This window comes from Leifsonia sp. 10L418 (assembly GCF_056395445.1).
The window spans coordinates 20066-44901 of the sequence record NZ_JBFTJN010000009.1; the positions used below are offsets into that span (position 1 = coordinate 20066).

The window sequence follows — 24836 nt, forward strand, 5'->3', positions numbered from 1 at the left end:
ATGAACCGCGCAGAGCGCCTCACCGCTGTGCTTGACCTGCTCGCCGAGACGGGTCATCTCGATGTCGAAGACATCATCACCAAGCTGCACGTGTCGGCTGCCACCGCGCGCCGTGACCTCGACACGCTCGCCGAGCAGCAGTTGCTCACGCGCACGCGCGGCGGAGCGACCGGTCAGACCGTCGCCTACGACCTTCCGATCCGGTACAAGAAGGAGCAGCACGCTCCCGAGAAGCTGCAGATCGCTCACGCGGCGAGCGCCCTGGTTCAGCGCGGCGCGGTGATCGGGCTCTGCGGCGGCACGACCAGCACCTCGATCGCGGCGGTGCTCTGCGCTCGCGCCGACATCATGGAGGCATCCCCGCACTCCAGCCTGACCGTGGTGACCAATGCCATCAATATCGCGGCCCAGCTGGCCATGCGCCCCCAGATCAAAACCGTCGTCACCGGCGGCGTCGTTCACCCGCGCTCCTACGAGCTGGTCGGCCCGTACAGCGATGTGATGCTGCGCAAGATCACCCTTGACCTCGCCTTCATCGGCGTGAACGGCATCGACCCGGTGATGGGCGCCACCGTGCACGATGAGCAAGAAGCCGCGGTGAACGCGCTGATGGCCAGCCGCGCCTCCCGAGCCGTGGTCGTCGCGGATTCGAGCAAGATCGGGGTCATCGCGTTTGCGACGATCGGCGGATCCAAGCTGTTCAGCACGCTGATCACCGACGCGGGAATCACCGACGAACAGGTCGCCGCATTCAACGACAACGGCATCGCCGTGATCGTCGCCTGATGAATCCCACCGACGTGATCATCCATTCCGCCCGCCTCGTCTCCAACGGTCAGAGCATCTCCGATTCCTGGGTTGCGTTCAGCGGCGACACCATTTCCGGCGTCGGCACCGGCCCCGGCTGGCAGGCGTTCGCCAGCCCGCACACGACGGTGACGGATGCGGCCGGCCGCCTGCTCACTCCCGGCTTCGTCGACATCCACTGCCACGGTGGCGGCGGCGCGGCGTTCGACCTCGGCGCAGCAGACATCGCCACCGCCCTGGCCGTGCACCACCGGCATGGCACCACCCGGGCTGTGCTCTCCCTGGTCACCGCCGGGCAGTCCGACCTGGAAGCGCGCGTCGCGGTCATCGCCGACGCGGCCGAGCAGAACCCACTCATTCTCGGTGCGCACCTCGAAGGACCGTTCCTCGACACCGAGTTCCGCGGTGCTCACGATCCCGACTTGTTGCGTGCCGCCGACCCCGATTCGATCAGCCGGCTGCTCGCCGCCGGCCGCGGCACGATCCGCCAGGTGACCCTGGCCCCCGAGCTTCCCGGCGCCTTCGAGGCGATCCGTCAGCTCACCGCCGCCGGTGTCGCGGTGGCGGTCGGACACAGTTCTGCCGACTTCGACACCGCACGTGCCGCCTTCGACGCCGGCGCCTCGATTCTGACGCATGCCTTCAACGGCATGCGTGGCATCCATCACCGGGCGCCGGGTCCGGTCGCCGCGGCCACCCGCTCCCTCCACGTCACCCTTGAGGTCATCAACGACGGGGTACACGTGCACCCGGAGGTGGTTCGGCTCGCCTTCGCCGGGGCACCCGATCGGATCGCACTGATCACCGACGCGATGGCGGCCACGGGAGCGGCCGACGGTGCGTACATTCTCGGGACCCTGCCGGTCACGGTGACGGATGGCGTGGCCCGGCTGACCGAGGGCGGCTCGATCGCCGGCTCGACCCTGACCATGGATGTTGCCCTGCGCCGCGCCGTCACCGAGGTCGGAGTGTCGGTCGAAGAAGCCGTCGCCGCCCTCACCTCGACGCCGGCCCGCGCCATCGGGCGCTCCCACGATCTCGGTGCTCTCGCGGTGGGCTTCGCGGCCGACGCGGTGCTCCTGAACGACGGGTTCGAGGTCGAGGCGGTGTTCGCCGTCGGGCGGCGTCTGATCTGATCCGATCTGAAAGTTTGACCCACTTCCGGGGTACAGCCGGGGGTCTGCCGGAGTAAAGTTGGGCCGCACACCCGATTGATTCGGAGCATGCACAATGACGAGCAGACCTGGCGAACCGAACGACAGCACCCTACCTCCCGCTCCGGCCGGGAGCGGGGCCGAGCAGACACGGCAGCAACTTCCCGATCCGCCGCATGTGCATCCGCCACACGGCCATCCGCACGTCGAGCACCTGCCCGACCACCTCGAGACCCCCGTCGAGCACATCGTCGATGCGGTCACGGTTCACGAGGATGCCGGGCTGCACAAAGGCCTGAAGGCTCGCCAGGTGCAGATGATCGCGATCGGTGGTGCGATCGGCACCGGGTTGTTCCTCGGCTCGGGCGGACGCCTGGCCACAGCCGGACCCTCGCTCGTTTTCGTCTACGCGATCTGCGGGTTTTTCGCGTTCCTGATTCTGCGTGCCCTCGGCGAGCTGGTGCTTCACCGCCCCTCGTCCGGCTCGTTCATCTCCTACGCCCGCGAGTTCTTCGGAGAGAAAACGGCTTTCGTGACGGGATGGCTCTACTGGCTGAACTGGGCCATGACCGCCATCGTCGATGTGACCGCCGTCGCGCTGTACATGGGATTCTTCGCCAAGTATTGGGCGCCGTTCGGGACCGTTCCGCAGTGGTTGTATGCGCTGCTCGCGCTCGGCATCGTGCTCTCGCTCAACCTGCTCTCGGTGAAGGTGTTCGGTGAGATGGAGTTTTGGTTCGCGCTGATCAAGGTGGTCGCCATCATCGCTTTCCTCGTGGTCGGCACCTGGATGGTCATCTTCGGCACGCCGATCCCCGGCCAGCAAGTGGGCTTCTCGCTCATTGCCGACAACGGCGGTTGGTTTCCGAACGGTTTGATCGCCACGGTTCTGGTGGTGCAGGGCGTCGTCTTCGCCTACGCGGCGATCGAGCTTGTCGGCACAACGGCCGGCGAGACGAAGAACCCCGAAAAGGTGATGCCGAAGGCCATCAACACGGTCATCATCCGGATCGCCGTCTTCTACGTCGGATCCATCCTGCTGCTCTCCCTGCTGCTGCCGTACTCCGACTACAAGGCCGGGGAAAGCCCGTTCGTGACCTTCTTCGGCAGCATCGGCCTGGAGGGTGTCGACGTGATCATGAACCTCGTCGTGCTCACAGCCGCGCTCTCGTCGCTGAACGCCGGGCTCTACTCAACCGGTCGCATCCTGCGCTCGATGTCGTTGGCCGGATCGGCCCCGCGCTTCGCCAGCCACCTCAGCCGTCACGGGGTGCCGTTCGGCGGCATCCTGCTCACCGGCGTCGTCACATTGCTCGGCGTCGGCCTGAACGCGTTTGTTCCGCAGGAGGCATTCGAAATCGTGCTGAACGCGGCGGCGATCGGCATCGTCAGTTCGTGGGGAATGATCGTGCTCTGCCAGCTGCGATTGCTGGCCTGGTCGAAGAAGGGACTCATCGCGAGACCGGCGTTCCGGATGATGTGGGCCCCGTACTCGGGCTATCTCACGCTGCTGTTTCTCGTCGGTGTGCTGGTGCTGATGGCGTTCGACTGGCCCGTCGGCACGCTCACGATCAGCTCGCTCATCATCATCATCCCGGCGCTGATCGGAGGGTGGTTCCTCTGCCGCGACCGGATCTTCGCCATCGCCGTCGAACGGGAGGGCTTCACCGGGCATGTGCCGGTGGTGGCCAACCGTCCGCTCGCCGACCAAGCCGGAGACGATCAGTCCACGTAGCCGGGTCTTCCGGGCGTCGACCCGTGTCGAATCACCATTCGTGAGCACTCGAAATGGTCATTCGGCACGGCTCGGCGACGGGCTAACGGCGACGGGCGAGGCCAACGCTGATGGCTAGGCCGACGCGGATGGCTAGGCCGACGCGGTTGGCTAGGCCAGCGCCTTCCGGCGAATCACGATGTCGCTGACAACGAGCAGCGCGCAGGCCGCCACCAGGAGTCCGACGTAGACGAACGGCAGCATGTTGAGTCCGACAACGTTCAGCACGATGGCGCCGAGAAGCGCGCCACCACCGATTCCGGCGTTGAACGCCGTCGTGTAGAAGGCGCTCGCGGTGTCCCGGAATCGCACCGACGCGGTGTGCAGCATCCGGGTCTGCAGGAGAGGCGGGAAGGTGCCGAACGCGATGCCCCAGAGCACAAAGGCGGCGATCGCGACGGGGAGGTTGCTGGCGAACAGGGCGAATGCGCTCACGCTGAGCGCCGACACGATCACGGCCAGCATGATGCCGAGCTGCGGGCGGGGTCCGAAGACGGTGCCCGAGAGCAGCAGCCCGACGGCGCCGGCAATTCCGAAGACGAAGAGCAGCGGAGCCAGCCCGCCTGTGCCGACTCCCAGTACGTCGATCAGGTACGGCGCGATGTAGGTGTAGAAGGTGTAGTGGCCGACCATGATCAGCGCGGTGATGCAGCAGATCAGAATGACGGCGGCAACGGTCGGGTCCTTCTCTTTTTTGAGCTTCTTCGCGCCCGGTGCCACGGTCGGCGTGACGTTGGTGTCCGTGTTCCGAATCGCGTGGTGGGTGACCTTCGGCAGGAAGCGCCAGACGAGCACCGCACCGATGAGCATGAGCACGGCGAGCGCCACAAATGACATCCGCCAGCCGATCAGATGCCCGGCCGCCGTGGCGAGTGGAACGCCGAAGACGAAGGCGAGAGTGCCGCCGGCGACGGTGATCGAGACGGCGCGGCCGATCTGTTCCTTCGGAACCAGATGCGCCGCGTAGGCGCCGACGACCGACCAGAACAGACCGTGTGCGAGTCCACCGAGCACCCGCGAGGCGACGACGAGTTCATAGGTCGGGGCGAAGGCGGTCATCACATTGCTGACGGCGAAGACGACGAGCACGGCGATGACGAGACCGTGGCGGGGCAGCCGCCGGGTCACATGCGCCATGGTCGTGCTGGTGGCGACGACGGTGAAGGCGAACCAGGTCACCAGCAGGCCGACGCTCGACTCGCTCACGCCGAGCGATTCGCTCATCTCGGGCAGCAGGCCGGTCGGCAGCATCTCTGACGTGATCGACAGAAAGACGGCGGCGGCCAGGGTGATCAGGCCGACCCAGGGGAAAGAAGAAGAAGAGGCGACAGGCGCCTTCGGAACAGCGGTTCTTGACATAGAAGGACTAACTCACGGACGGCAGATCCGTTGAATGCTCACCTGGAGCCGGATCGACTGCGCGCGACGGGCGCGCCCGGGGCCGCGCGAATCCGGCGCGACCAACGATGAGTCTAACCGATGCCGCATCTCCTTGTCTGGATGGCCGGTAGCCTAGGCGGATGAACAGTTTCACCCCGGCAACCCCTCACCACCACTGGGTGATCACCCTGGTCTGCGCCGACCAGCCCGGAATCGTGCACGCGGTCAGCGGCGCCATCGTCGCTGCGCGCGGCAACATCACCGAGAGCCAGCAGTTCTCGAGCGCCGACACCGGTCGATTCTTCATCCGTCTGCAGGTCGAGTCGCCCGCCGACCGTGCCGAGTTGCACGCCTCCCTCGACCCCGTGATCGCGCGCTACGACATGCACGCCGTCATCGATGTCGTCGGCCGCCCCTTGCGCACCCTGGTGCTCGCGTCGACCGCCGGGCATTGCGTCAATGACCTGCTCTTCCGTCAGCGCGCCGGGCAGCTTGCCGTCGAGATCCCGCTCGTGCTCAGCAACCACGGGAGCCTGCGCGACCTGGTCGGCTTCTACAGTGTTCCGTTCGAGTCGATGCCGATCACGGATGCCGCGAGCAAGGCGGCGTTCGAGGACCGCGTGATCGAGGCGATCGAGGAGCACGACATCGAGCTCGTGGTGCTCGCTCGGTACATGCAGATTCTCTCCCCCGAACTCTGCGCGCGCCTCGAGGGTCGCGCCATCAACATCCACCACTCGTTCCTGCCCGGGTTCAAGGGGGCCAACCCCTACCGTCAGGCTCACGCCCGCGGCGTGAAGCTGATCGGGGCGACGGCGCACTTCGTCACCAGCGACCTCGACGAGGGGCCGATCATCGAGCAGAACGTGGTGCGCGTGGACCACTCGCGCACGCCAAGCGAGCTCGTTGCAATTGGTCAGGACGAAGAGAGCCGCACGCTCAGCCAGGCCGTCAAATGGTTCGCCGAGAACCGGGTGCTGCAAGACGGGGCGCGCACCATCATCTTCAAGTAGGGGTTGCCTGCTGCTCTTCTTCACCGAGGACGGCGCGAATGATAGAGCCGGCCGGCCGCCACAGCGTGCCGCTCCGGCATGCCGCTCCGGCATGCCGCACTCGCCTGCCGCGTTCGCCTGCCGGCCGACTCTCAATGTCGACGCCCAGGGCCGACCGCTACGCATCCGTCACCGTCTCGGCGCGGTGTATCCCCGCTGGCGCGCGCTCTACCCCTCGCCCACCGGGATAGACCGCGCCGGGCCCGTGTATTCCGTGAGGCGCCGTTGCCATGACGCTTCTGGACGGCAGGAGCCGGGGCGGGGCAGGGGCCGGGCACCCGCGTAGCTTCGGTAGAATAGCCGGGTGACAGAGACACATCCTGAGATCAAGCTCGGCCCCAACGACGTTCTGCGGTTCGTGCTCGAACTTTTCGCATTCGTCAGTCTCGGCATCTGGGGCTTCGCCGCCTGGCCGCTCCCCTGGCCCGGTGTGCTGATCGGCATCGCCGCCCCCGCGTTCGCCATCTTGATCTGGGCGCTGTTCCGCTCCCCCAAGGCCGTCTTCCGTCTTGACCCTTTCGGCAAGGCAATCGTCGAGATCGCCGTGATGGGTGCCGCGGCGCTCGCCCTCTGGGACCTCGGCTGGCCGATCGTCGCCGGAATCTTCGCCGTGCTCGCCACGGTCAGCGGCATCATCTCGGGGCGCAAAGAGCTCAGCTAGCTCTCGCAGCCATACGTGCCCACTGCGCCGGTGGCTAACTCCTGCAATCCTCCTCGCGGGCACCAACTAGCCCGCGCCATCCTGCGGAAGTCGGCGCGCGCATCCGCCGATTGCAGGAGTTAGCCACACAGCAGATCCAGAATCAGGCGCCGTCGCGGGCCTGGCAGCTGAGGTCGGTGGCGAACTCAGGAAATCCCTGCCGCGAGCAACAACCGGCCCGCCTAATTCTGCGGATGTTTATGCCGGCATCCGCAGATCTCCTGAGTTAGCCACGCCCCCGCCCCGGATCACCTCCGGATCAGCCCCGGATAAGACGGCTCCAGCAGGCAGAATGCGCCCTCAGCCGAGCGCCCTCGGTGGCTAACTCCGGCAATCCCGGCGGACGCCGACGAAGACCCGCGCCATTCCGCGGATGTCGGCGCACGCATCCGCCGATTGCAGGAGTTAGCCACACCCCCCAGCGCTGGCATGAGGCCAGGGTGACCCCACCGTGCGACCTAGACAGCCAGACGCGCTCCCGGGATCGCATCCAGCAGCTCACGGGTGTAGTCGGCCTGCGCGTTCTCGAAGATCTCTGCCGGCGTGCCGCTCTCGACGATGCGCCCGCGCTGCATCACATGCACCTCGTGCGAGATCATCCGCACGACGGCGAGGTCGTGGCTGATGAAGAGGTAGCTGAGTCCCAGCTCCCGCTGCAGCCCCGCGAGCAGGTCGAGGATCTGCGCCTGCACGAGCACATCGAGCGCCGACACCGCCTCATCGAGCACGACAAGTTCCGGCGAGAGCGCGAGCGCCCGGGCAATTGCCACACGCTGACGCTGGCCACCGGACAACTCGTGCGGCAGCCGTTCGGCCATCGCTGCGGGGAGCGCCACCTGGTCGAGCAGCTGCGCGACCATCGCCCGGCGGGTGTGCTTGGTTCCCACCTTGTGCACGCGCAGCGGCTCGGCGATCGACTCCTCAACCGTGTAGCGCGGGTCGAGCGAGGCGTAGGGGTTCTGGAACACCGGCTGCACCCGACGGCGGAAGGCGAAGAGCTCCCGCTTGCCGAGGCTCGCCATGTCGGCGCCGTCGAAGAGGATGTTGCCTGACGTGATCGGCTCCAGACCGAGAATCAGGTTCGCGGTCGTCGACTTGCCCGACCCCGACTCCCCAACGATCGAGACGGTACGTCCGCGCGGGATGCCGAAACTCACCTGGTCGACAGCGGTGAACTGGGAGGCGACCCCGGTTCCGGCCGCCCGGATCGTGAAGACCTTCGTCAGATCGCGCACCTCGACGAGGCTGCCTGCCTCGGGCAGCTCGTCGACATCCGTTGCCCCGTCGATCACCGATACGGCCGCAACCGATACAGCTCCGACCGACGTTGCGCCCACCGGCCCGGCGCCCACCGAAACAGGAATCTGACGGGCGTTGACCGCACTCACCATGCTGATCGAGCTCAGGCTCGGCGCGGCCTGCAGCAGCTGCTTCGTGTATGCGTGCTGAGGGTTGGCCAGGATCTCGTCGGCCTGCCCGAACTCGACGATCTCACCGCGCAGCATCACGACGATCTTGTCGGCGCGCTCGGCAGCCAGTCCGAGGTCGTGGGTGATCAGGAAGACCGACGTGCCCATCTCGGCGGTCAGCTGGTCGAGCTGATCGAGGATGCGTCGCTGCACGGTCACATCGAGGGCGGAGGTGGGCTCGTCGGCGATCAGCAGCTTGGGTCGGCAGGCGAGACCCATCGCGATCAGCACACGCTGACGCATCCCGCCGGAGAACTCGTGCGGGTACTGGTTCACGCGGTGCTCGGGGTCTGGAATGCCGACCATGGTGAGCAGCTCGATGACCTGCGCCCTGGCCGCCGCGCCCGATGCGACGCCGTGCACCTCGAGCGCCTCCGCCACCTGCGCGCCGATGCGCATCAATGGGTTGAGGTTCGACATCGGGTCCTGCGGCACCAGGCCGATGCCGGCGCCCCGAATCGCCTGCATCTCACGTTCGCTGAGCGTGGCCAGGTCGACGCCGTCGAACCAGACCTCACCGCTGGTGAGCTTGCCGGTGCCGGGAAGAAGCCGGTTGATCGCGGCGGCCGTGGTGGACTTGCCCGACCCCGACTCGCCCACGACGGCGACCGTCTGTCCGGGCAGCACGTCGATCGAGACGTGCTTGACCGCCTGCACCTCGCGGGTGCCGGTGTTGAACGACACCGAAAGATCACGGATCGACAGAACGGGAGTGGGAGTGTTCATGGTTACCTCTTCGGTGCTGGACGAACTGGGGTGTGGTCGAAAACTGTGGGGGCGAACGGATGCCGCGCGCTGGTCGCTCATGCGCGTGCCCCGCGGTGAACCGTGGGGTGCGCCGCGGGGTGCTCCTCGAGTTGCTCCTCGAGTTGCTCCTCGAGGTTCTCCCCGGCCAGCGCCGCGCGTGCTGCGTTCCGTAACTCCTGCCAGAGGTGGTCGTTCGGAACGGGGACGCCCGGGGTGACCAGTCGGTTGCTCGCCAGAGCGAGCGACACTTCGTGGCCGGGAACGAACCCGACCATGCAGCCGACGAAGCCAGGATGCCAGAGCAGATCGAGCATCCGCCCGTCGACCTCGAGGTGCGAGCGACGAAAGCCCAACGCCTGCTCGGCGTCGGGCCCGGCGGCGAAGAATTCCTCGGCCACCTCGGGACGCCACAGTTCTGCGTGCTCGCGATAGTTCGCGAACGTGTTGGCGAAGGTCATCAGGTCGGGCAGCGTGGAGAACAGTCCGGCATGCCCCGACACCCCGTCGAAGAGATGGAACGCGTTGCCGTCGTTGACCTCACCGCGCACGGGGGTGCGTCGCCAGCCGGTGAAGTCGCCGTTGGTGTGCGGCACCGGGTAGGGCATCCCGGTGTCAACCATGGTGAATTCCGCTTGGTCGCCGAGCGAACTCGTCGCGACATCGTCGCTCAGCGGGTGGGCGTATCGGGTGGAGCCGAGGCCGAGCGGACCGGTCACCAACGTGGCAATCGCGTCCGGCAGCGCCAGCCCGGTCACCGAGGTGATGATGCGGCCGAGCTGGATGAAACCGAAGTCGGAGTAGTGACGAGCGGTTCCGGGCCGGTAGCGCAACGGATGCCGGTCGACGAGTTCGAAACCCGCCGGGGCGGTGTCGGCGGCGAGGTAGAGCGGCTGCCACTCCCAGAGGCCGGCCCGGTGCTGCAGCAACTGGCGCACGGTGATCGTGTCTTTCTGACCGTCGCAGAACTGCGGCAGATACCGGCGCACCGGGTCGTCGAGGTCGAGCAGCCGGTCGGACACGAGCCGAAGGATGGCTGTCGTCGTCGCGACGACCTTGGTGACCGACGCAAGATCGTGCTGGGTCCGGATGCCGAGGGGCGCCGCATCCGTCTGGCTGGTGGGCAGTGCGCGGAACCCGGCGACGCCGGACTGGTCGAAACCGGGCGCGCGCACGGCCAGGGCGACGCCGGCCGGCGGGGTGCTGCCGTCCGGCAGCCCGACGGGAATGGTGTCGATCAGCTGCCGGGCGGTACGGTCAAGAATTGTGGAGTGAGTCATCGGGTGTCCTCCGCTCGCGCGGGATCGGCCAGACCGCGGATTCCGAGCCCCGACCCAAGACCTGAACCGGCCCCGGCCCCGGCCCCGGCCCCGACACCCGGAATCACGGCGTCGCCGTGGTAGCTCACTCCGCCGCGCACCGGCGAGGCGCGCAGCCAGAGCCCGGCGTCGAGGTCGTGTGCACGCTGGCGGTCGGCGGTCGAGAGTGTGCCGACGAAGGCCGTCGCAGCGGCAATGCCGACATGACTTTCCATCATGCAGCCGACGAGCACGCCGACGCCGTTCTCAGCGGCGAGCGCGGCGAGCCGTCCGGCTTCGCTCAGGCCGCCGGTCTTGGCCAGTTTGATGTTGATCAGATCGGAGGCACGACGGGAGAGGATCTCCTCGAGATCCCGCGTCGTCCAGACCGACTCGTCGGCGAGCACCGGGGTGTCGACGCGGCTCGTCACGAAGGCGAGGTCGGTGAGTGCCCGCGCGGCGACGGGCTGTTCGACGAATTCCAGTCCGAGGCCGGCGTCTTCCCACCCCCGGATGATGTCGACGGCCTGCTCGGCGCTCCAGCCCTGGTTGGCGTCGACGCGGAGGGCGATCGCCGGCCCGACGGCCGCTCGCACCGCAAGCAGCGCGTCCCGGTCGTTGTGCCCGGCACCGACCTTGATCTTGAGCGTGCTGAACCCGGCAGCGACCTGCGCGCCGACCTGTGCCACGAGCGCCTCGATTGCGTCAGCGGAGAGAGTCATGTCGGTCACGACGGGCACAGTCACTCCACCGAGAAACACGCTGAGCGGGAGGCCGGCCTGCTGGGCGGCCAGGTCATGCAGCGCACTGTCGACCCCGGCACGGGCGGCCGAATTGTGCAGGATGCTGCGGGCCAGCGCGGCACTCAACGCGCCGGGCTCCTCCAGGGTGCGGCCGAGCACCGCGGCTGAGAGCGGACCGTCGACGGCCGCGGCAATACTCGCCGGGCTCTCCCCGGTGACACGCCAACTGGCCGCCGCCTCGCCCCACCCGCTGCGTCCGTCACTGTCGATAGCCTCGACGAGCACGGCGCGGATCGCGTCGGTGCGGCGAATCGCCGTGACGAAGGGACGCACCAGCGGAAGGTCGACGGTGTGCACGACGAGCCGTTCGACGCTGGCGCTCATCGTGAGCCCTCGGCGGAAACCTCGGCGGAAACCAAGGCGGGGGCAGACGTGGCCGCGTCCGGAGTGCTCAGGGGAGCACGCCACGCCCGCGAGGCAATAAAGAGTGCGAGCAGCACCACCGCTGAGATCGCTGCGGTGGTGGTTGCCGCGCCGTGGCCCGACGACAGCGTGACGGATGCCGCGATGAAGGGGATCGCCGCTCCGCCCGCCGCGCCGAGCGCGACGAAGGCGGCGGAGGCACGCACGGAGTGCCGCGTTGGCGTGAGCTCGACGGCAATTCCGATCAGGAGCCCATAGCAGGATCCCGAGGCGAACACTGCGACTCCCAGGCAGAGCAGGGCGCCGACCGGAGAGAGCGCCTGCACCGCTGCCGCCCCGCAGAGCGCCGCGGCGATCAGCACCGTGCAGCCGAGAGCGACGCGTCCGGGCAGCACGCGACCGGTCAGCGCGACCCCCGACATCCGTCCCAGGCTCATTAACAGCCAGAACGCGCTGGTGCCGACGGCCGCGACGGCAACGGACGCGCCGAGCTCCTGCTCGAAGGTCGACGCCGACCAGCCGGAGATCACCGATTCGGTGCCGACATAGCAAAACAGGGCGGCGGCGAGAAAGGCGAGTTGGATGCGCCGTGAGTCGCCTGGCCTCTCTCCGCCGAGCGGGGCCGTTGAGTCGCCAGTGACGTTCTCATCGACCGCGGCGCGGCGCGGCACCGCCGGTATTCCGCGCAGGCTCACGGCGACCGCGAGCTGCACGAGGGCGATCAGCAACGGAACCAGCCGCGCCTGGCCGGCCATCGCCGTGGCGAGGACCGCGAGCGGCGTGAGGGTGGCGACGATGCTGATCATCAGGGTCAGTTTGGTCAGGGCGCGCGGCATCCCGCCGGCACCGATCACGCGCACGGCGGCGGTGCCGGCTGCCTCGACGATGCCGAAACCGAACCCGGCCAGCGCGGCACCGACGACGAACCAGAGTGGTGCGGGAGCGCAGGCGGCCAGGGCCAGGCCGACGGCCTGAACGCAGGCGCCGGCTCGCAGCAGGGTCGTCAGCGAAAACGATGACGACGCGAACGAAGTAGACAGCACCCCGACGAGCAGCCCGGTGAAGAGGGCGGGAATCGCCGGGAGCAGGGCGGCAGAATTCACGCCGAGGTCGGCGGCGAGCGCCGGGATGACCGCCGGAATCACGGCCGCGGTTCCGCCGAGCGCCGCGAACGCGAAGGCGAGGGAGCGCACCGAGTGGCCGCCGGTCACAACGAGCTCCCGGATGTCGGGGCTGCGTCGAGCACCCGGGTCAGGCTCAGCTCCGGCTCGCCGAATTCGGCCTGCACCCGGGTCTCGCCGGTCGGCGTCCACCCCTGCCGCAGATAGAAGGTCAGCGACGGAGCGTTGTCGGCAAAGACCCACAATCCGGCGGTTGCCATGCCGGACGCGGCGAGGGCGTCACCGGCGGCGCCCAGCAGGCGCGAGCCGACGCCCATGCCTTGCGTCTGCGGCGAGACGTAGAGCGAATGCACGGCGCCGTGGGCGTCGGCTCCCCCGGCGAAGCGGGTGACACCGAGGATCTGAGTGTCCGACCCATCTGACTCGCCACCCCGCTCGGCCACGAGCACCTCGCCCGGCATCGCTTCGGCGAGCACCCGCGTCCAGAGCGCGTGCGCCTGCGCATCCGTCATGGCGTCAATCAGCCGCTCGGGCAGCACGTCCCGATAGCTTCCGCGCCAGCAGTCGAGAAACACTGTCACGATGCCGTCAATGTCCCCCTTCGTTGCGGGGCGGTAGACGATGGACATACCCGGCTCAGCGCTTCGTCTGCAGGGTGAGCGAGCGCAGCGGTTCGGTCAGCGGGGCCGGCAGCACCAACGGTCCGTTGCCCGGCGTGATCGTGCCGAGCACCCGAGCCTCCCGAGCACCCGTACCGGCCGGGTTCGTGCCGGGCAGGCCGTGCGCGGTGCACCAGCCGATCAGCGCGAACGCAATGGCTTCCTTTTCGTCGGCCGGGGCGCCGAACTCGTCGGAGAGCACGACGTTCACCGCGGGCAGCGCGGCACGCAGGCCGCCCAGAATCAGCGGGTTGCGGCAGCCGCCGCCCGACACGACGAGCAGGTCGATTCCGGCGGAGCGCACGTCCCTGGCCACGGTCTGCACCGTCAGCTCGGTGAGCGTGGCGACCAGGTCGATGTCGCTCACCGTGCGGCCGGAGCGCAAAATCGCATCGCTGACGTAACTGCCGTGGAAGTGCTCCTTGCCGGTGCTCTTCGGCGCGGGCAGTGCGTAGTAGGCGTCGTCGAGCAGGAGCTCAAGCAGCACGGCATCAACAGAACCGGATGCCGCGATGCGGCCGTCTCGGTCGTAGCCGAGCGTGTTCAGGGCGCGTTCGGTGATCGTTGCGTCGATGAGCGCGTTCGCCGGCCCGATGTCGTAGGCGTAGAGATCGCGGTCAGGGGGAACCACGGTCATGTTCGAGATGCCGCCGAGGTTGAGTGCGGCCGGCGTGCCGGGCGAGCCGGCCAGCAACAGTGCGTCCAGAAAGGAGACGAGCGGGGCGCCATGTCCACCGGCAGTGATATCCCGGATGCGCACATCGGAGACAACCGGCGTGCCGGTCTTCTCGGCGATCCAGGCGGGCTGGCCGATCTGCAGGGTGCCGAGGGCGTGCCCGGCGTCCACCCAGTGGAAGACGGTCTGACCGTGCGAGACGATCAGGTCGACGGCGCCATCGGCGACGATCGCCGCATCCGCCGCATCGGCGAACGCCTGCCCGATCAGGGTGTCGAGTTCGCAGACCTCCGCGAGGGTCGTCTCGGCGGGCGGGAGTGCGGCGATCAGCCGGGCGCGCAGCTCGGGCGCGTACGGCGTGCCGCTGCGGTGGAGCACCTCGCCGGTCAGCACCCCGTCGACGAAGTCGAAGTCGACGACTGCTGCGTCGATTCCGTCGTGCGACGTGCCAGAGATCATGCCGAGAATCTTCATTTTTCCTCCAGTGCGGCGCGCAGGTTTCCGTTGACCGCGCTCAGGCGAGCGCCGGCTTCGTCGATGCTGAGTCCGGTGCGCAGCGCCACAATCGTCTGCTTGACGTTGTAGTTGTTCGCAACGAGGGCGACGACGGCAGTTTCACGATCGACGTTCGCGATGGTGCGCACGATGCCGAGGGCCCGCTCCCGCAATTTGACGTTTGTCGGCTTCACATCGACCATCAGGTTGCCGTAGGTCTTGCCGAGCTGCACCATCACGATCGTCGAGAACATGTTGAGCACCAGCTTTTGAGCAGTTCCGGCCTTCAGCCGGGTGGATCCGCTGATGATCTCGGGGCCGACCAGAACTTCGATGCCGTGTTCGGCGGCTGCGCTGAGCACGGTGTCGTGGTTGCACGACAGCCCGATGCTCAGGGCGCCGAGTTCCCTGGCCCGCGCGATGGCGGCGACGACATAGGGGGTCCGTCCGCTCGAGGCGATTCCGATCACGGTGTCGAGCGAGGTCACCCCGGCCGCGTCGATGGCGGCGATGCCGGCCGCGGGGTCGTCTTCGGCACCCTCACACGGCGACACGATCGCCTTCGACCCGCCGGCGATGATCGCGAAGACCTGCTCGGGCGGGGTGCTGAAGGTGGGCGGGCATTCCGATGCGTCGAGCACACCGATCCGTCCGGGCGTTCCGGCTCCGACGTAGATCAGTCGCCCGCCGGCCTTCATCCGCAGGGCGGCGGCCTCGATGGCCGGCACAATCGTCGGCAGCGCCAGCGCCACCGCGCCGGGAACCGTGGCGTCGGCGTCGTTCATCAGCGCGGCCAAGGCGCCCACCGGCATCCGGTCGATTTCCGCGAAGCGCGGGTCCGCCGCTTCGGTGGCCAGCCCGGCGAGCGAGATTGTCACGGCCTCTGCGGCTGTAGTGACGGTCGGGTAGGGGTCGTGCCGGGTCATCGTTTGCCTTTGTTTCGTGGATCAAGTGTGTCGCGCAGGCCATCGCCGAGCAGGTTGAGGCCGACGACAAGAAGAACGACGATCGCGCCGGGCGCAATCATGGTCCAGGGGGCGATGTAGACCAGGGTGCGCGCCTCGAAGATCATCGAGCCGAGCGACGGTGTGGGCGGCGGTGCGCCCAGGCCGAGGAAGCTCAGCGATGCTTCGGTGAGCACCGCCCACGACAGGGAGAGGGTGACCTGGATGATGATGATCGAGGTGATGTTCGGCAGTACGTGACGCATCATCACCGCCATGCGGCTGGCGCCGGTGCTGGTCGCCGCCTTCACATACTCGATCTCCCGCAGCGAGAGCACGGGGCCGCGAGTGACGCGGATGAAGATCGGCACATAGACGATCGCGATCGCGATCGCGATGGTGAACCAGTTGCGGTCGAACACGGATGCGAGGGAGAGCGCGAGCAGAAGCGGCGGGAACGCGAAGAGCACGTTGGTGACCCCGCCGATGGCGGCATCGGGAGCACCACGGAAGAAGCCGGCGATCAGGCCGCCCATCGTTCCGATCACCGTGGCGAAGGTCACGGCGACGACGGCGATGAGCGCGGAGTTCGCCACACCGGCCGCCACGCGGGAGAAGACATCGCGCCCGAACTGGTCGGTGCCGAACCAGTGTTCCGGCGACGGCGGGAGCAGGCGCGACGGCGGATCCTGGGCAATCGGGTCGTACGGAAGAAGATTGAGGAACGACGCGAACGTCAGAAGCACGAGCACGCTGACGATGATCAGGCCGCTCAGGCCGCTCGGGCTGCGAAGCAGCGCGCGGAATCGTCCGGCGGCGACACTGCGGGTGCGCGGCGCCGGGCCACCCGGCACCGGGCTTCCGGTCGTCAGGCTCTCCGTCGTCGGGCTGTCGGTCGTCGAGCTCTGCGTTGTCGGGCTCTGGGCATGGGCGAGGTCGGTCATTTTGCACGCACCCGGGGGTCGATGAGGCGGTAGGTCAGGTCGGTGAGCAGGTTCACGATCACGAAGGCGAGGGCGATCACCAGCACGGTGCTTTGCACCAGCGCGTACTCCTTCTGCTGGATTCCGAGCAGAACCTGTCGGCCGATGCCCGGCAACGAGAAAATCTGCTCGACGACGACGGCGCCGCCGAGAAGGTAACCGAACTGCAGGCCGGTCATCGTGACGATCGGTACCAGCGCGTTGCCGAGCACGTGCTTCAGTTGCAACCGGCGGGGAGGAACGCCCTTGGCGCGCGCCGTGCGGATGAAGTCGTTGGAGCGCACCTCGAGCACCGCGGTGCGCGTGGTGCGCATGATCGGCGCTGCGATTCCGAAGCCGAGAACGAGGGAGGGCAGCAGCATCTGCTGCAGGTTCAGCAGGGGGTCGCTGAACAGCGTGGCAAAGGTTTGCCCGTTGGGGTTGAAGCCGAACGACGACGCCAGCACCGAGAGCAGGGCGGTGGCGAGCAGGAAGGCGGGGATCGAGAGGCCGGCGAGTCCGACGATCTGACCGAACGCGTCACGCGGGGAGTCGGGCTTGGAGGCCGACAGCATGCCGAGCGGAATGCCGATCAGCAGCGCGAGGACAATCGAGAACAGCGCAAGCTCGAAGGTGACCGGCAACGACGCAGCGGTGAGATCGAGAACGCTTTCTTGGGCGCGAGACGAGAAACCGAGGTTTCCGGTGAACAGGTTGCCCAGCCAGGAGAAGAACTGAACGACGAGCGGCTGATCGAGGCCGTAATACTGCTCGAGGGCCAGCTTCTGGGCCGGAGTGAGCGCAGCGGCCTCGGTACCGAGCCCCGCGGTGATCTGGTTGCCGGGGATGGCCCGCAACATGATGAAGACGAAGATCGCGACGCCGAGGAGGGTGAGCGCCGCGGCGCCGATCCGGCGCACGATGCTGTTGTGGAAGAGAGTTTTGAGCATGTCCTTCGGGCATTCCCAATTGCATGGCGGGTGCCGACCTTGTGGGTCGGCACCCGCCCCGGCAATCGTTAGTTAACGGTTGTGGTGCGCAGGTACTGGAGCGAACCGTTGGCCATGGGAACGAAGCCCTTGACCTTCGAGTCGGTCGCGGTGTAGCTGTAGCTGGTGAAGAGCCACACCCAGGCAGCGTTGTCCTCGAGCTCGTTCGAGACCTTGGTGTAGATCGCGGCACGGTCCTTCGGGTCGCTGGTTGCACGGCCTTCGGCGAACAGCGCGTCGAGTTCGGGCGAGCTGTAACCGGCGACCTTGTTCAGGTTTCCGGTGCTGGTGAAGTAGCGGCCGTACATGCCGTCGGGGTCCGGACGTCCACCGTTCAGGGCGACAGCGGCGTCGAAGTCGCCGGCGATCCAGCGGTCGACGTAGGCGCCGGACTCCAGGGTCTCGACGTCGAGGGTGATCTTCGCCTCGGCCAGCTGTGCCTTGAGGTTCTGGGCTTCGTTCACCGAGGTGGCGTATTCGCCCTGCGACACGATCGTCTTGATGGTGACGCCGTCGGCCTTGCCCGCCTTGGCCAGGTAGGAAGCAGCCTTCTTGAGGTCGCGCTCCGGGCACGGACGCGATTCGGGGTCTGACTTGTAGGCCGGCGACGTGATCGGGCCGGTGACTTCGCCTTCGCCGAGTGCCGCGGTGTCGAGAACTTCCTGGCGGTCGATCGCACAGGAGACGGCGAGGCGCACGTTGACGTCGGCGAGATCGCCGCGCGTCGCGTTCAGCTGCAGTGCGTGGTAGCTCAGCTGCGGGGTCTTGGCGACGGTAATCGTTCCGCTCTCAGCGGTCTGGGCGACCAGCGGGTCGTCGAAGACGGCCATCTGAACGTTGCCAGACTGCATGGCCGACACGATCGAGGACTCGTCGGGAATGACGCGGAACTCAACGTTGTCGAGCGTCGGCTCGTCACCCCAGTACGCCGTGTTCTTCTTGAGCGTGATCGACTGGTTCGCCACGCGGGTGTCGAACGAGTAGGCGCCGGTACCGTTCGGCGTCGTGTTCAACGCCTCTTCGGTGTCGTCGGAGGAGAGCATCGCCATGTTGATCACGGCGAGGCTGGCCGGCAGCGCGGCATCCGCGGCCGACAGGGTCAGCACGACAGTGTTCTCGTCGCTGGCCTCGATCGTGGCAACGGATGCGAGGGCGCTGCGAGAGACGGCAGCGGTCGCCTCGTCCTTGATCTTGGTCAGTGAGCTGACGACGTCTTCGGAGCCGAACGTGCTGCCGTCGGCGAAGGTGACGCCTTCACGCAGCTTGAGAGTGACGGTCAGGCCGTCCTCGGATGCTTCCCACGACTCGGCGAGGCCCGGAACGACATTCAGGTCTGCGTCGAACTCGGTCAGGGTGCCGTAAACGTTCTGCAGAACGTTGACCGCCTGGAACTGCGTGGCCTTCCAGGGGAAGAGGGTGTCGGGGTCTGACGTGACTCCGACGACCAACGAACCGCCGGCCTTGGCCGATTCAGCCGGTGCTGGTGTTGCGGGGCTCGAACAGCCCGATACTGCGAGTGAGACGATCGCGGCGATACCAAGTGCCGAGACTGCCCCACGAGAAAAACGAGAACCGTGTGACAAGGGTTACTCCTCAGGTGTGTTTGTGATGCTCCATTGCATGGGCCACGAGTGGGGCTCGCGGTTACACTGAAAGCGTCTGTGATCCAGGTTGGAATAAAAGTACACCATCTTTACAACATGTGTACTTTCTTTTCTCGTATTGTTATCCCTAGGCAGTGAAAGTCCGGCGGCAGTGTTGCCACGGATCACCTCTTTCGCTGCGCGAAGGGGACAAGAACGTGACTGACGACATCCTGGAACGACCGGATTCCCGGACCGTTTTGGTGCGCATGCGGGCGGCCATGCCGTCGCTGCGCCCGACCGAACGGCTGATCGCCGAACTTTTTCTCGCCAACCCGACGGATGCAGCCAACCTGTCGATCGCGGAGCTCGCCGCCCGCTGCGGCACCTCGACGACCTCGGTCGTCCGGTTCTACAAGCGCATCGGCTACGAGCACTACAAAGACCTGCGCATCGATCTCACCCGGGAGACGACGCGCGAGAACATGCAGAACACCAACTTCTCGTCGGTGTCCGGTGACATCAATCGGGAGGACTCCCTCGATGACATCGTCGCGAAGGTGGCGCTGAACGAAACCCTGTCGATTGCCGACACGGCCAAGGTGCTCGACACGGTGGCGCTCGGCCGCGCCGTCGACCTTCTGCAATCCGCCCGGCGCATCGACAGTTTCGGTGTCGGCGCGAGTTCGTTTGTGGGCCTCGACCTGCAGCAGAAACTCACCCGAATCGGTCGCACCGCCCTCAATTGGCCGGATACCCACTCGGCCTGGACCTCGGCGGCGACCCTCGACGCATCCTGTGTCGCCATCGCCGTGTCGCACACCGGCTCGACGATCGACACCGTGGAGTTCCTGAAGCTTGCGCGGGCCGCGGGCGCCGCCACGATCGCCATCACCAACTTCGGGGAATCCCCCCTGGCCAACGCGGCCGACATCGTGTTGACCACTGCAGCGCGGGAGACCCGGTTCCGTTCCGGGGCGCTCGGCAGCAGAATCGCCCAGCTCATGGTCGTCGACTGCCTGTTCACCGCGGTGGCCCAGGCCTCGTTCGACGAATCGATGACGGCAGTTCGCACTACATATGAGGCAGTGCATAGCCGCAGCCTGAAAGGATCTTGAATGAGCGCCGCTTCGGCACTGAGCACCCCGCCGAACGCGAGCACCCGCTCGATTGATCGGCTGAAGTACGCCCACGACGCCTCGCACTACTTGCTGGTCCCGACCAGCGTGGCCACCCCGTCCACCGCCGCCGAGGTGGCCGAGCTCTATCGGGAAAGCCAACGCCGCGGCATCCCGCTCACCTTCCGCTCCGGCGGAACCAGCCTGAGCGGGCAGGGCGTGACCGACGGCATCCTCGTCGACACGCGCGCCAACTTCCGCAGCATCGAGGTGTTGGATGCCGGCGCCCGCGTGCGCGTGCAGCCCGGCGTCACCGTGCGCCAGGTCAACGCCCGGCTGACTCGATTTGGCCGCAAGCTCGGGCCGGACCCGGCGAGCGAGATTGCGTGCACGATCGGCGGGGTCGTCGCCAACAACTCCAGCGGCATGGCCTGCGGCACGGCGCAGAACAGCTATCAGACGGTCGAGTCGATGGTCGTCGTGCTGCCGAGCGGCACGATCGTCGACACCGGCGCGGCCGACGCCGATGAGCGTCTGCGCCAGCTCGAACCCGCCCTCTACCGGGGACTCGCCCGGCTGCGCGACCGGGTGCGCGGGAACGCGGCATCCGTCGCCCTGATCGAAGCGCAGTTCTCGATGAAGAACACCATGGGCTACGGGGTCAACTCGTTTCTCGACCATGAGCGGCCGGTCGACATCCTCGCCCACCTGATGATCGGCAGCGAGGGCACCCTCGGCTTCGTCGCCGAGGTCACCTTCCGCACGGTTCCCGCGCTCCCCCAGGCGCTCACCGGCCTGGCCCTTTTCCCCACCCTGAGCGCGGCCACCTCTGCGCTTCCGTCGCTCGTCGCCGCCGGGCTCGGCACGATCGAGCTGATGGATGCGACCTCGCTCCGGGTCGCCCAGACCCAGCCGGACAGCACGCCGGAACTGCAGGCACTCGCCGTCGACGGTCACGCCGCCTTGCTGCTCGAGTTCCTGGCCGAAAGTCCAGAGCAGCTGGCCGCACAGCGCGATGCCGGCGCATCCGCTCTCGCCGCACTCGACCTGGTCGCTCCCCTCTCGCTGACCGGGAACGCACGCGAGCGGGCGAATCTCTGGCACATTCGGAAGGGCCTCTACACGACGGTTGCCGGCGCCCGCCCCTCGGGCACGACGGCGCTGCTCGAAGACATCGTGGTTCCGGTTCCGGCACTCCTCGGCACCTGCGAAAGCCTGATCGGCCTCTTCGACGAGTACGACTACGAAGAAAGCGTGATCTTCGGGCATGCCAAAGACGGCAACATCCACTTCATGCTCAACGAGCATTTCGACGACCCGGCGTCGCTCACGCGCTACGAACGGTTCACCGAGGAGATGGTCGACCTCGTTCTCGGCAATGGCGGCTCGCTGAAGGCCGAGCACGGCACCGGGCGCATCATGGCGCCGTTCGTGCGGCGCCAGTACGGCGACGAACTGTACGAGGTGATGCTGGAACTCAAGGCGCTGTTCGACCCGACCGGCTTGCTGAACCCCGGGGTGATCCTCTCCGACGACCCGCAGTCGTATCTCGCGAACCTCAAGCTTGCCCCGACGGTGGAGGCCGAGGTGGATCGCTGTGTCGAGTGCGGCTACTGCGAGCCGGCCTGCCCGTCGAAAGACCTGACTATGACGCCGCGGCAGCGCATTGTGATTCGCCGGGAGATGAAGTCGGCGGAGGCCGCCGGTGACACCGCGCTTCTCGCTGAACTCCGCCGCGACTACGCCTATGACGGCGTCGAGACCTGCGCCGTCGACGGGATGTGCCAGGTCGCCTGCCCGGTGAACATCAACACCGGCGATCTGGTGCGGCGGCTGCGCGCTGAGAACACCAGCGCGCTCGAACAGTCGGCCTGGCTCGGTGCCGCCAAGAACTGGGGCACCGTCACCGCGCTCGGCGGTGTCGCCCTGAGTGTGGCCGACCGGGTGCCGGCGCCGATCGTCACCGCGGCCACCCGGGTCGGCCGGGCGCTGCTCGGCGCCGACACGGTGCCGCTCTACGACAAGGACCTGCCGCGTGGCGGGTCGCGCCGCCGAGATCTCTCGGCCGGCGCACCGACCGCCGCACCGACCGCGGTCTACTTCGCCGCCTGCATCGGCACGATGTTCGGTCCGGCCGCCGATGGGATCGGCGTGACCGATGCCTTTCTCGAACTCTGCACGCGGGCGGGAGTGAGCGTCGCGATTCCCGAGGGCCTCGATTCGCTCTGCTGCGGCACCCCGTGGAAGTCGAAGGGCAACACGCGCGGCTACGACCGGATGACCGACACCGTGCTGCCGGCGCTGCTGGCCGCCAGTCGCGGTGGTGAGTTGCCGATCGTCTGCGACGCGGCATCCTGCACCGAAGGTTTGGAGACGATGCAGAAGAACGCTCTCTCCGCCGGCGGCGACTACGCGGCGTTGCGCTTCGTCGATGCGGTCGAGTTCATCCATGAGAACGTGATCGAGCAGGTTCCGGTGACGACGCCGGTGGCATCAATCGCGCTGCACCACAGCTGTTCGTCGACGCAGCTCGGCATCAACGCGATGATGACCGCCCTGGCCGAGCGGATCAGCCCCGACGTGCATGTGCCGGTGGAATGGAGTTGCTGCGCCTTCGCCGGCGACCGCGGGCTGCTGCATCCGGAGCTCACCGCCTCGGCGACGGCACGCGAGGCGGCCGAGGTCGCCGAGCGCAGCTACGCCTCGTATGCGTCGGCGAATCGCACCTGTGAGCTCGGGATGAGTCGGGCGACCGGGCAGGAGTACCGGCACCTGCTGGAGCTCGTCGAGGAGGCGACCCGGCCGCAGTCCAGCTGACCGAGCCTTGTAGCCGAGCCTCGTTCGCTATATTGCCGACCCGAGCCCAAACCGGTGGCTAATTCTTGCAATTTGCGTGCAATTTGCGCTCGGCAGGCTTGCGTCCGTCGTGGTGGCTAATTCAGGAAATCCGGGCCGCCGGCTGCGAACACTCGCGTGATTGCGGGGGCGGCACCGTCGGCATCCGCAGTTTTCCTGAGTTCCCGTCTCCCCCGGATGTGGTCGATGCCGCCCGCGGTGAGCCCAGCTTCGAGCCGGTGTTGGTTGCTAACTCCGGGAATCCCTGCGCGCGGCAGCAACAACCCGCATGATTCCGCGGGAGGCGCGTCAGACATCTGCCGATTCCCGGAGTTAGCAACCGCTGCTTGGGTGTTAGTAGGCGGCGACTGACATGGCGGGCTTCAGCGCCAGCATGGTCTGCGTCCGGTTGCTAACTCCGGTATTCCGAGTTCCTGTGGGCGGACGCCCGCGTGATTTCAGGGCTGTGCCGTCGGACATCCGGCGATTTCCGGAGTTAGCCACCGCGGCTTGGAGTGACCGAGACGCAACCGATGGCTCATCAGTCTGTAGCGGCGGTCGGGCGCGCTGTCGGCGGGGTCGGCACGGCAGGAGTCACGGCGGGAGTCGAGGCCGTATCGGTCGCCGGCACCCCGCCCGGCATCCGCACCGCGTAGACGGATGCGACGACGAACAACACCGCGCCGACCCCGAACGCTGCGGGGTAGGAGAGCGTGTCGGCGAGAAGTCCGGCGGCCAACGGGCCGATGATCGCGCCGACATCCCCAAACATGGAGAAGACGGCGACCGGACGCCCGCCGCGGGAACCCGCCGCGTCGCCGACGGCCGCGGCCGGCGCAGTCCCCATGAATGCGGAGGCCACCCCGTACAGGCAGAGCAACACCGTCAGCACCCAGATGTTCGGAGCGAACGGCACTGCGAAGATGATGACCGCCGCCGCGGCGAAGGAGCCGATGATGGCGGGCTTGCGTCCCACGGTGTCGATGAATCGCGCGGCGGGAGCCAACGCGATCGTCTGGGCGACGGCGGCCACGGCGAAGGCGATCCCGGTCCAGGTGCTCGGGCCGTTCAGCACCTCGACGATCAACACCGGGATCAGCGCGCCGCGCACCCCGAACGAGGTCCAGCCCTGCGCGAAGTTCGCGAGGCAGGCGGCCCGGTAGCGCTTGTCGGTGAGCACCGTGCGGAACGGGATCGCGGCCGCGGCCTCGGCCGCCGCACCCGCGGCATCCTTCGCAGTGCGCGGACGCAGCAGGATGAGGCCGACGACCCCGGCGATCGCGAGGGTCGCCGCATAGAAGAAGAAGGGCGCCGTGAGCGAGATCGCGGCGAGCAGACCGCCGATTGCCGGCCCGGCCATGCCGCCGAGCAAGAAGCCGCCCTGGTAGAAACCGATGGCCCTGGCCCGCAACGCCGGTGAGGTGGAGCCGAGCAGAAGCGTCATCGCCGACACGGTGAACATGGCCGATCCGATTCCGCCGACTCCACGCAGCAGCAATAACTGCGGGTAGTTCGCGGCGATGCCGACCAGACCGCTCGACACGGCCACGATGCCGATCCCGGTCGCCAGGACCAGGCGTTCGCCCATCCAGTCGATCAGCCGCCCGCAGAACGGGCTTGCAACCAGGCGCATCAGCGCGAAGGCCGACACGACGGCGCCGACTTCGAGGTTGCCCACATTGAAGCTGCGCACGTAGACCGGCAGCACCGGAATGACGACGCCGAAGCCCACCATCACGAAAAAGGAAATAACGCCCAAGACGTAGACGTCACGGGAGAGTCGAGGTTTCGCGGCGGCTCGGCGGGTGTCAGTGCCGAACGGCCGGGAGAACATCATCCCTCCAGGGTACGCGCTGGGCCCGGCGTCGCCGAGCTTGCCACGTGCGGTCGAGTTTGCCCGGCAGAACAGG

At 67.4% G+C, this 24836-nt stretch carries 19 protein-coding genes; 7 read left to right on the forward strand and 12 right to left on the reverse strand.

Annotation, left to right across the window (positions count from 1 at the left end):
- From AC1DCF_RS16545 to AC1DCF_RS16555, 3 genes are all read left to right on the forward strand, one after another.
- Complete coding sequence (locus AC1DCF_RS16545; protein ID WP_441790874.1) at positions 1-786, forward strand: DeoR/GlpR family DNA-binding transcription regulator; 786 nt, start codon at positions 1-3, stop codon at positions 784-786.
- Positions 786-1943 carry an N-acetylglucosamine-6-phosphate deacetylase gene (gene nagA / locus AC1DCF_RS16550; RefSeq protein WP_477211960.1) on the forward strand — a complete coding sequence of 386 codons (1158 nt, stop codon included), beginning with the start codon at positions 786-788 and terminating at the stop codon, positions 1941-1943. The genes AC1DCF_RS16545 and nagA overlap by 1 nt, the downstream gene beginning before the upstream one ends.
- Before the next feature lie 94 nt (positions 1944-2037).
- On the forward strand, positions 2038-3696 hold the full coding sequence (locus AC1DCF_RS16555) for an amino acid permease (RefSeq protein WP_477211961.1): 1659 nt from the start codon (positions 2038-2040) through the stop codon (positions 3694-3696).
- A 150-nt stretch (positions 3697-3846) separates the two neighbouring features.
- On the opposite strand, the gene AC1DCF_RS16560 is transcribed toward AC1DCF_RS16555, so the two are convergent.
- The gene (locus AC1DCF_RS16560) at positions 3847-5094 is read right to left on the reverse strand and encodes an MFS transporter (RefSeq protein WP_477211962.1); all 1248 of its coding nucleotides are present in this window, start codon (positions 5092-5094) and stop codon (positions 3847-3849) included.
- Between the two features lie 161 nt (positions 5095-5255).
- Here AC1DCF_RS16560 and purU point away from each other — a divergent pair, with 161 nt between their 5' ends.
- Entirely contained in the window at positions 5256-6128 is an 873-nt protein-coding gene (gene purU / locus AC1DCF_RS16565) for a formyltetrahydrofolate deformylase (protein WP_441790878.1), read from the forward strand.
- 343 nt (positions 6129-6471) lie between these two features.
- Entirely contained in the window at positions 6472-6828 is a 357-nt protein-coding gene (locus tag AC1DCF_RS16570; protein ID WP_477211963.1) for a YrdB family protein, read from the forward strand.
- A gap of 497 nt (positions 6829-7325) precedes the next feature.
- On the opposite strand, the gene AC1DCF_RS16575 is transcribed toward AC1DCF_RS16570, so the two are convergent.
- From AC1DCF_RS16575 to AC1DCF_RS16620, 10 genes are all read right to left on the reverse strand, one after another.
- Positions 7326-9062, reverse strand: a complete 1737-nt coding sequence (locus tag AC1DCF_RS16575; RefSeq protein WP_477211964.1) for an ABC transporter ATP-binding protein — start codon at positions 9060-9062, stop codon at positions 7326-7328.
- Positions 9063-9139: 77 nt separating this feature from the next.
- Positions 9140-10360 carry a serine hydrolase domain-containing protein gene (locus AC1DCF_RS16580; protein WP_477211965.1) on the reverse strand — a complete coding sequence of 407 codons (1221 nt, stop codon included), beginning with the start codon at positions 10358-10360 and terminating at the stop codon, positions 9140-9142.
- Entirely contained in the window at positions 10357-11505 is a 1149-nt protein-coding gene (locus AC1DCF_RS16585) for a dipeptide epimerase (protein ID WP_477211966.1), read from the reverse strand. Before AC1DCF_RS16585 ends, AC1DCF_RS16580 begins: the two co-directional genes overlap by 4 nt.
- Positions 11502-12755, reverse strand: a complete 1254-nt coding sequence (locus AC1DCF_RS16590) for an MFS transporter (RefSeq protein ID WP_477211967.1) — start codon at positions 12753-12755, stop codon at positions 11502-11504. The genes AC1DCF_RS16585 and AC1DCF_RS16590 overlap by 4 nt, the downstream gene beginning before the upstream one ends.
- Positions 12752-13294, reverse strand: coding sequence for an N-acetyltransferase family protein (locus tag AC1DCF_RS16595; protein ID WP_477211968.1), 543 nt, complete (start codon positions 13292-13294; stop codon positions 12752-12754). The genes AC1DCF_RS16590 and AC1DCF_RS16595 overlap by 4 nt, the downstream gene beginning before the upstream one ends.
- 7 nt (positions 13295-13301) lie before the next feature.
- A complete protein-coding gene (locus AC1DCF_RS16600; RefSeq protein WP_477211969.1) occupies positions 13302-14474 on the reverse strand; it encodes an anhydro-N-acetylmuramic acid kinase in 1173 nt (390 codons plus the stop codon).
- A complete protein-coding gene (murQ, locus tag AC1DCF_RS16605) occupies positions 14471-15421 on the reverse strand; it encodes an N-acetylmuramic acid 6-phosphate etherase (protein WP_477211970.1) in 951 nt (316 codons plus the stop codon). Before murQ ends, AC1DCF_RS16600 begins: the two co-directional genes overlap by 4 nt.
- Positions 15418-16383 (reverse strand): ABC transporter permease, encoded by a 966-nt coding sequence (locus AC1DCF_RS16610; RefSeq protein WP_441790889.1) that lies wholly within the window; start codon positions 16381-16383, stop codon positions 15418-15420. Before AC1DCF_RS16610 ends, murQ begins: the two co-directional genes overlap by 4 nt.
- Complete coding sequence (locus tag AC1DCF_RS16615) at positions 16380-17351, reverse strand: ABC transporter permease (protein WP_441790890.1); 972 nt, start codon at positions 17349-17351, stop codon at positions 16380-16382. The genes AC1DCF_RS16610 and AC1DCF_RS16615 overlap by 4 nt, the downstream gene beginning before the upstream one ends.
- Before the next feature lie 68 nt (positions 17352-17419).
- Positions 17420-18973 (reverse strand): ABC transporter substrate-binding protein, encoded by a 1554-nt coding sequence (locus tag AC1DCF_RS16620; protein WP_477211971.1) that lies wholly within the window; start codon positions 18971-18973, stop codon positions 17420-17422.
- Positions 18974-19191: 218 nt separating this feature from the next.
- On the opposite strand from AC1DCF_RS16620, the gene AC1DCF_RS16625 reads away from it, so the two are divergent.
- Positions 19192-20091 carry a MurR/RpiR family transcriptional regulator gene (locus tag AC1DCF_RS16625; protein WP_477211972.1) on the forward strand — a complete coding sequence of 300 codons (900 nt, stop codon included), beginning with the start codon at positions 19192-19194 and terminating at the stop codon, positions 20089-20091.
- Positions 20092-22908 carry an FAD-binding and (Fe-S)-binding domain-containing protein gene (locus AC1DCF_RS16630; protein ID WP_477211973.1) on the forward strand — a complete coding sequence of 939 codons (2817 nt, stop codon included), beginning with the start codon at positions 20092-20094 and terminating at the stop codon, positions 22906-22908.
- A 559-nt stretch (positions 22909-23467) separates the two neighbouring features.
- On the opposite strand, the gene AC1DCF_RS16635 is transcribed toward AC1DCF_RS16630, so the two are convergent.
- Complete coding sequence (locus tag AC1DCF_RS16635; protein ID WP_477211974.1) at positions 23468-24763, reverse strand: MFS transporter; 1296 nt, start codon at positions 24761-24763, stop codon at positions 23468-23470.
- Between the last annotated feature and the right edge of the window lie 73 nt (positions 24764-24836).

Excerpts from the sequence above, each read along its gene's own strand:
- AC1DCF_RS16575 (WP_477211964.1), bottom strand. The coding sequence starts at position 9,062 with ATGAACACTCCCACTCCCGTTCTGTCGATCCGTGATCTTTCGGTGTCG.
- AC1DCF_RS16595 (WP_477211968.1), bottom strand. The coding sequence starts at position 13,294 with ATGTCCATCGTCTACCGCCCCGCAACGAAGGGGGACATTGACGGCATC.
- AC1DCF_RS16635 (WP_477211974.1), bottom strand. The coding sequence starts at position 24,763 with ATGATGTTCTCCCGGCCGTTCGGCACTGACACCCGCCGAGCCGCCGCG.
- AC1DCF_RS16615 (WP_441790890.1), bottom strand. The coding sequence starts at position 17,351 with ATGCTCAAAACTCTCTTCCACAACAGCATCGTGCGCCGGATCGGCGCC.
- AC1DCF_RS16560 (WP_477211962.1), bottom strand. The coding sequence starts at position 5,094 with ATGTCAAGAACCGCTGTTCCGAAGGCGCCTGTCGCCTCTTCTTCTTCT.
- AC1DCF_RS16555 (WP_477211961.1), top strand. The coding sequence starts at position 2,038 with ATGACGAGCAGACCTGGCGAACCGAACGACAGCACCCTACCTCCCGCT.
- AC1DCF_RS16580 (WP_477211965.1), bottom strand. The coding sequence starts at position 10,360 with ATGACTCACTCCACAATTCTTGACCGTACCGCCCGGCAGCTGATCGAC.
- murQ (WP_477211970.1), bottom strand. The coding sequence starts at position 15,421 with ATGACCCGGCACGACCCCTACCCGACCGTCACTACAGCCGCAGAGGCC.
- AC1DCF_RS16610 (WP_441790889.1), bottom strand. The coding sequence starts at position 16,383 with ATGACCGACCTCGCCCATGCCCAGAGCCCGACAACGCAGAGCTCGACG.
- AC1DCF_RS16600 (WP_477211969.1), bottom strand. The coding sequence starts at position 14,474 with ATGAAGATTCTCGGCATGATCTCTGGCACGTCGCACGACGGAATCGAC.
- purU (WP_441790878.1), top strand. The coding sequence starts at position 5,256 with ATGAACAGTTTCACCCCGGCAACCCCTCACCACCACTGGGTGATCACC.
- AC1DCF_RS16585 (WP_477211966.1), bottom strand. The coding sequence starts at position 11,505 with ATGAGCGCCAGCGTCGAACGGCTCGTCGTGCACACCGTCGACCTTCCG.
- AC1DCF_RS16545 (WP_441790874.1), top strand. The coding sequence starts at position 1 with ATGAACCGCGCAGAGCGCCTCACCGCTGTGCTTGACCTGCTCGCCGAG.
- AC1DCF_RS16630 (WP_477211973.1), top strand. The coding sequence starts at position 20,092 with ATGAGCGCCGCTTCGGCACTGAGCACCCCGCCGAACGCGAGCACCCGC.
- nagA (WP_477211960.1), top strand. The coding sequence starts at position 786 with ATGAATCCCACCGACGTGATCATCCATTCCGCCCGCCTCGTCTCCAAC.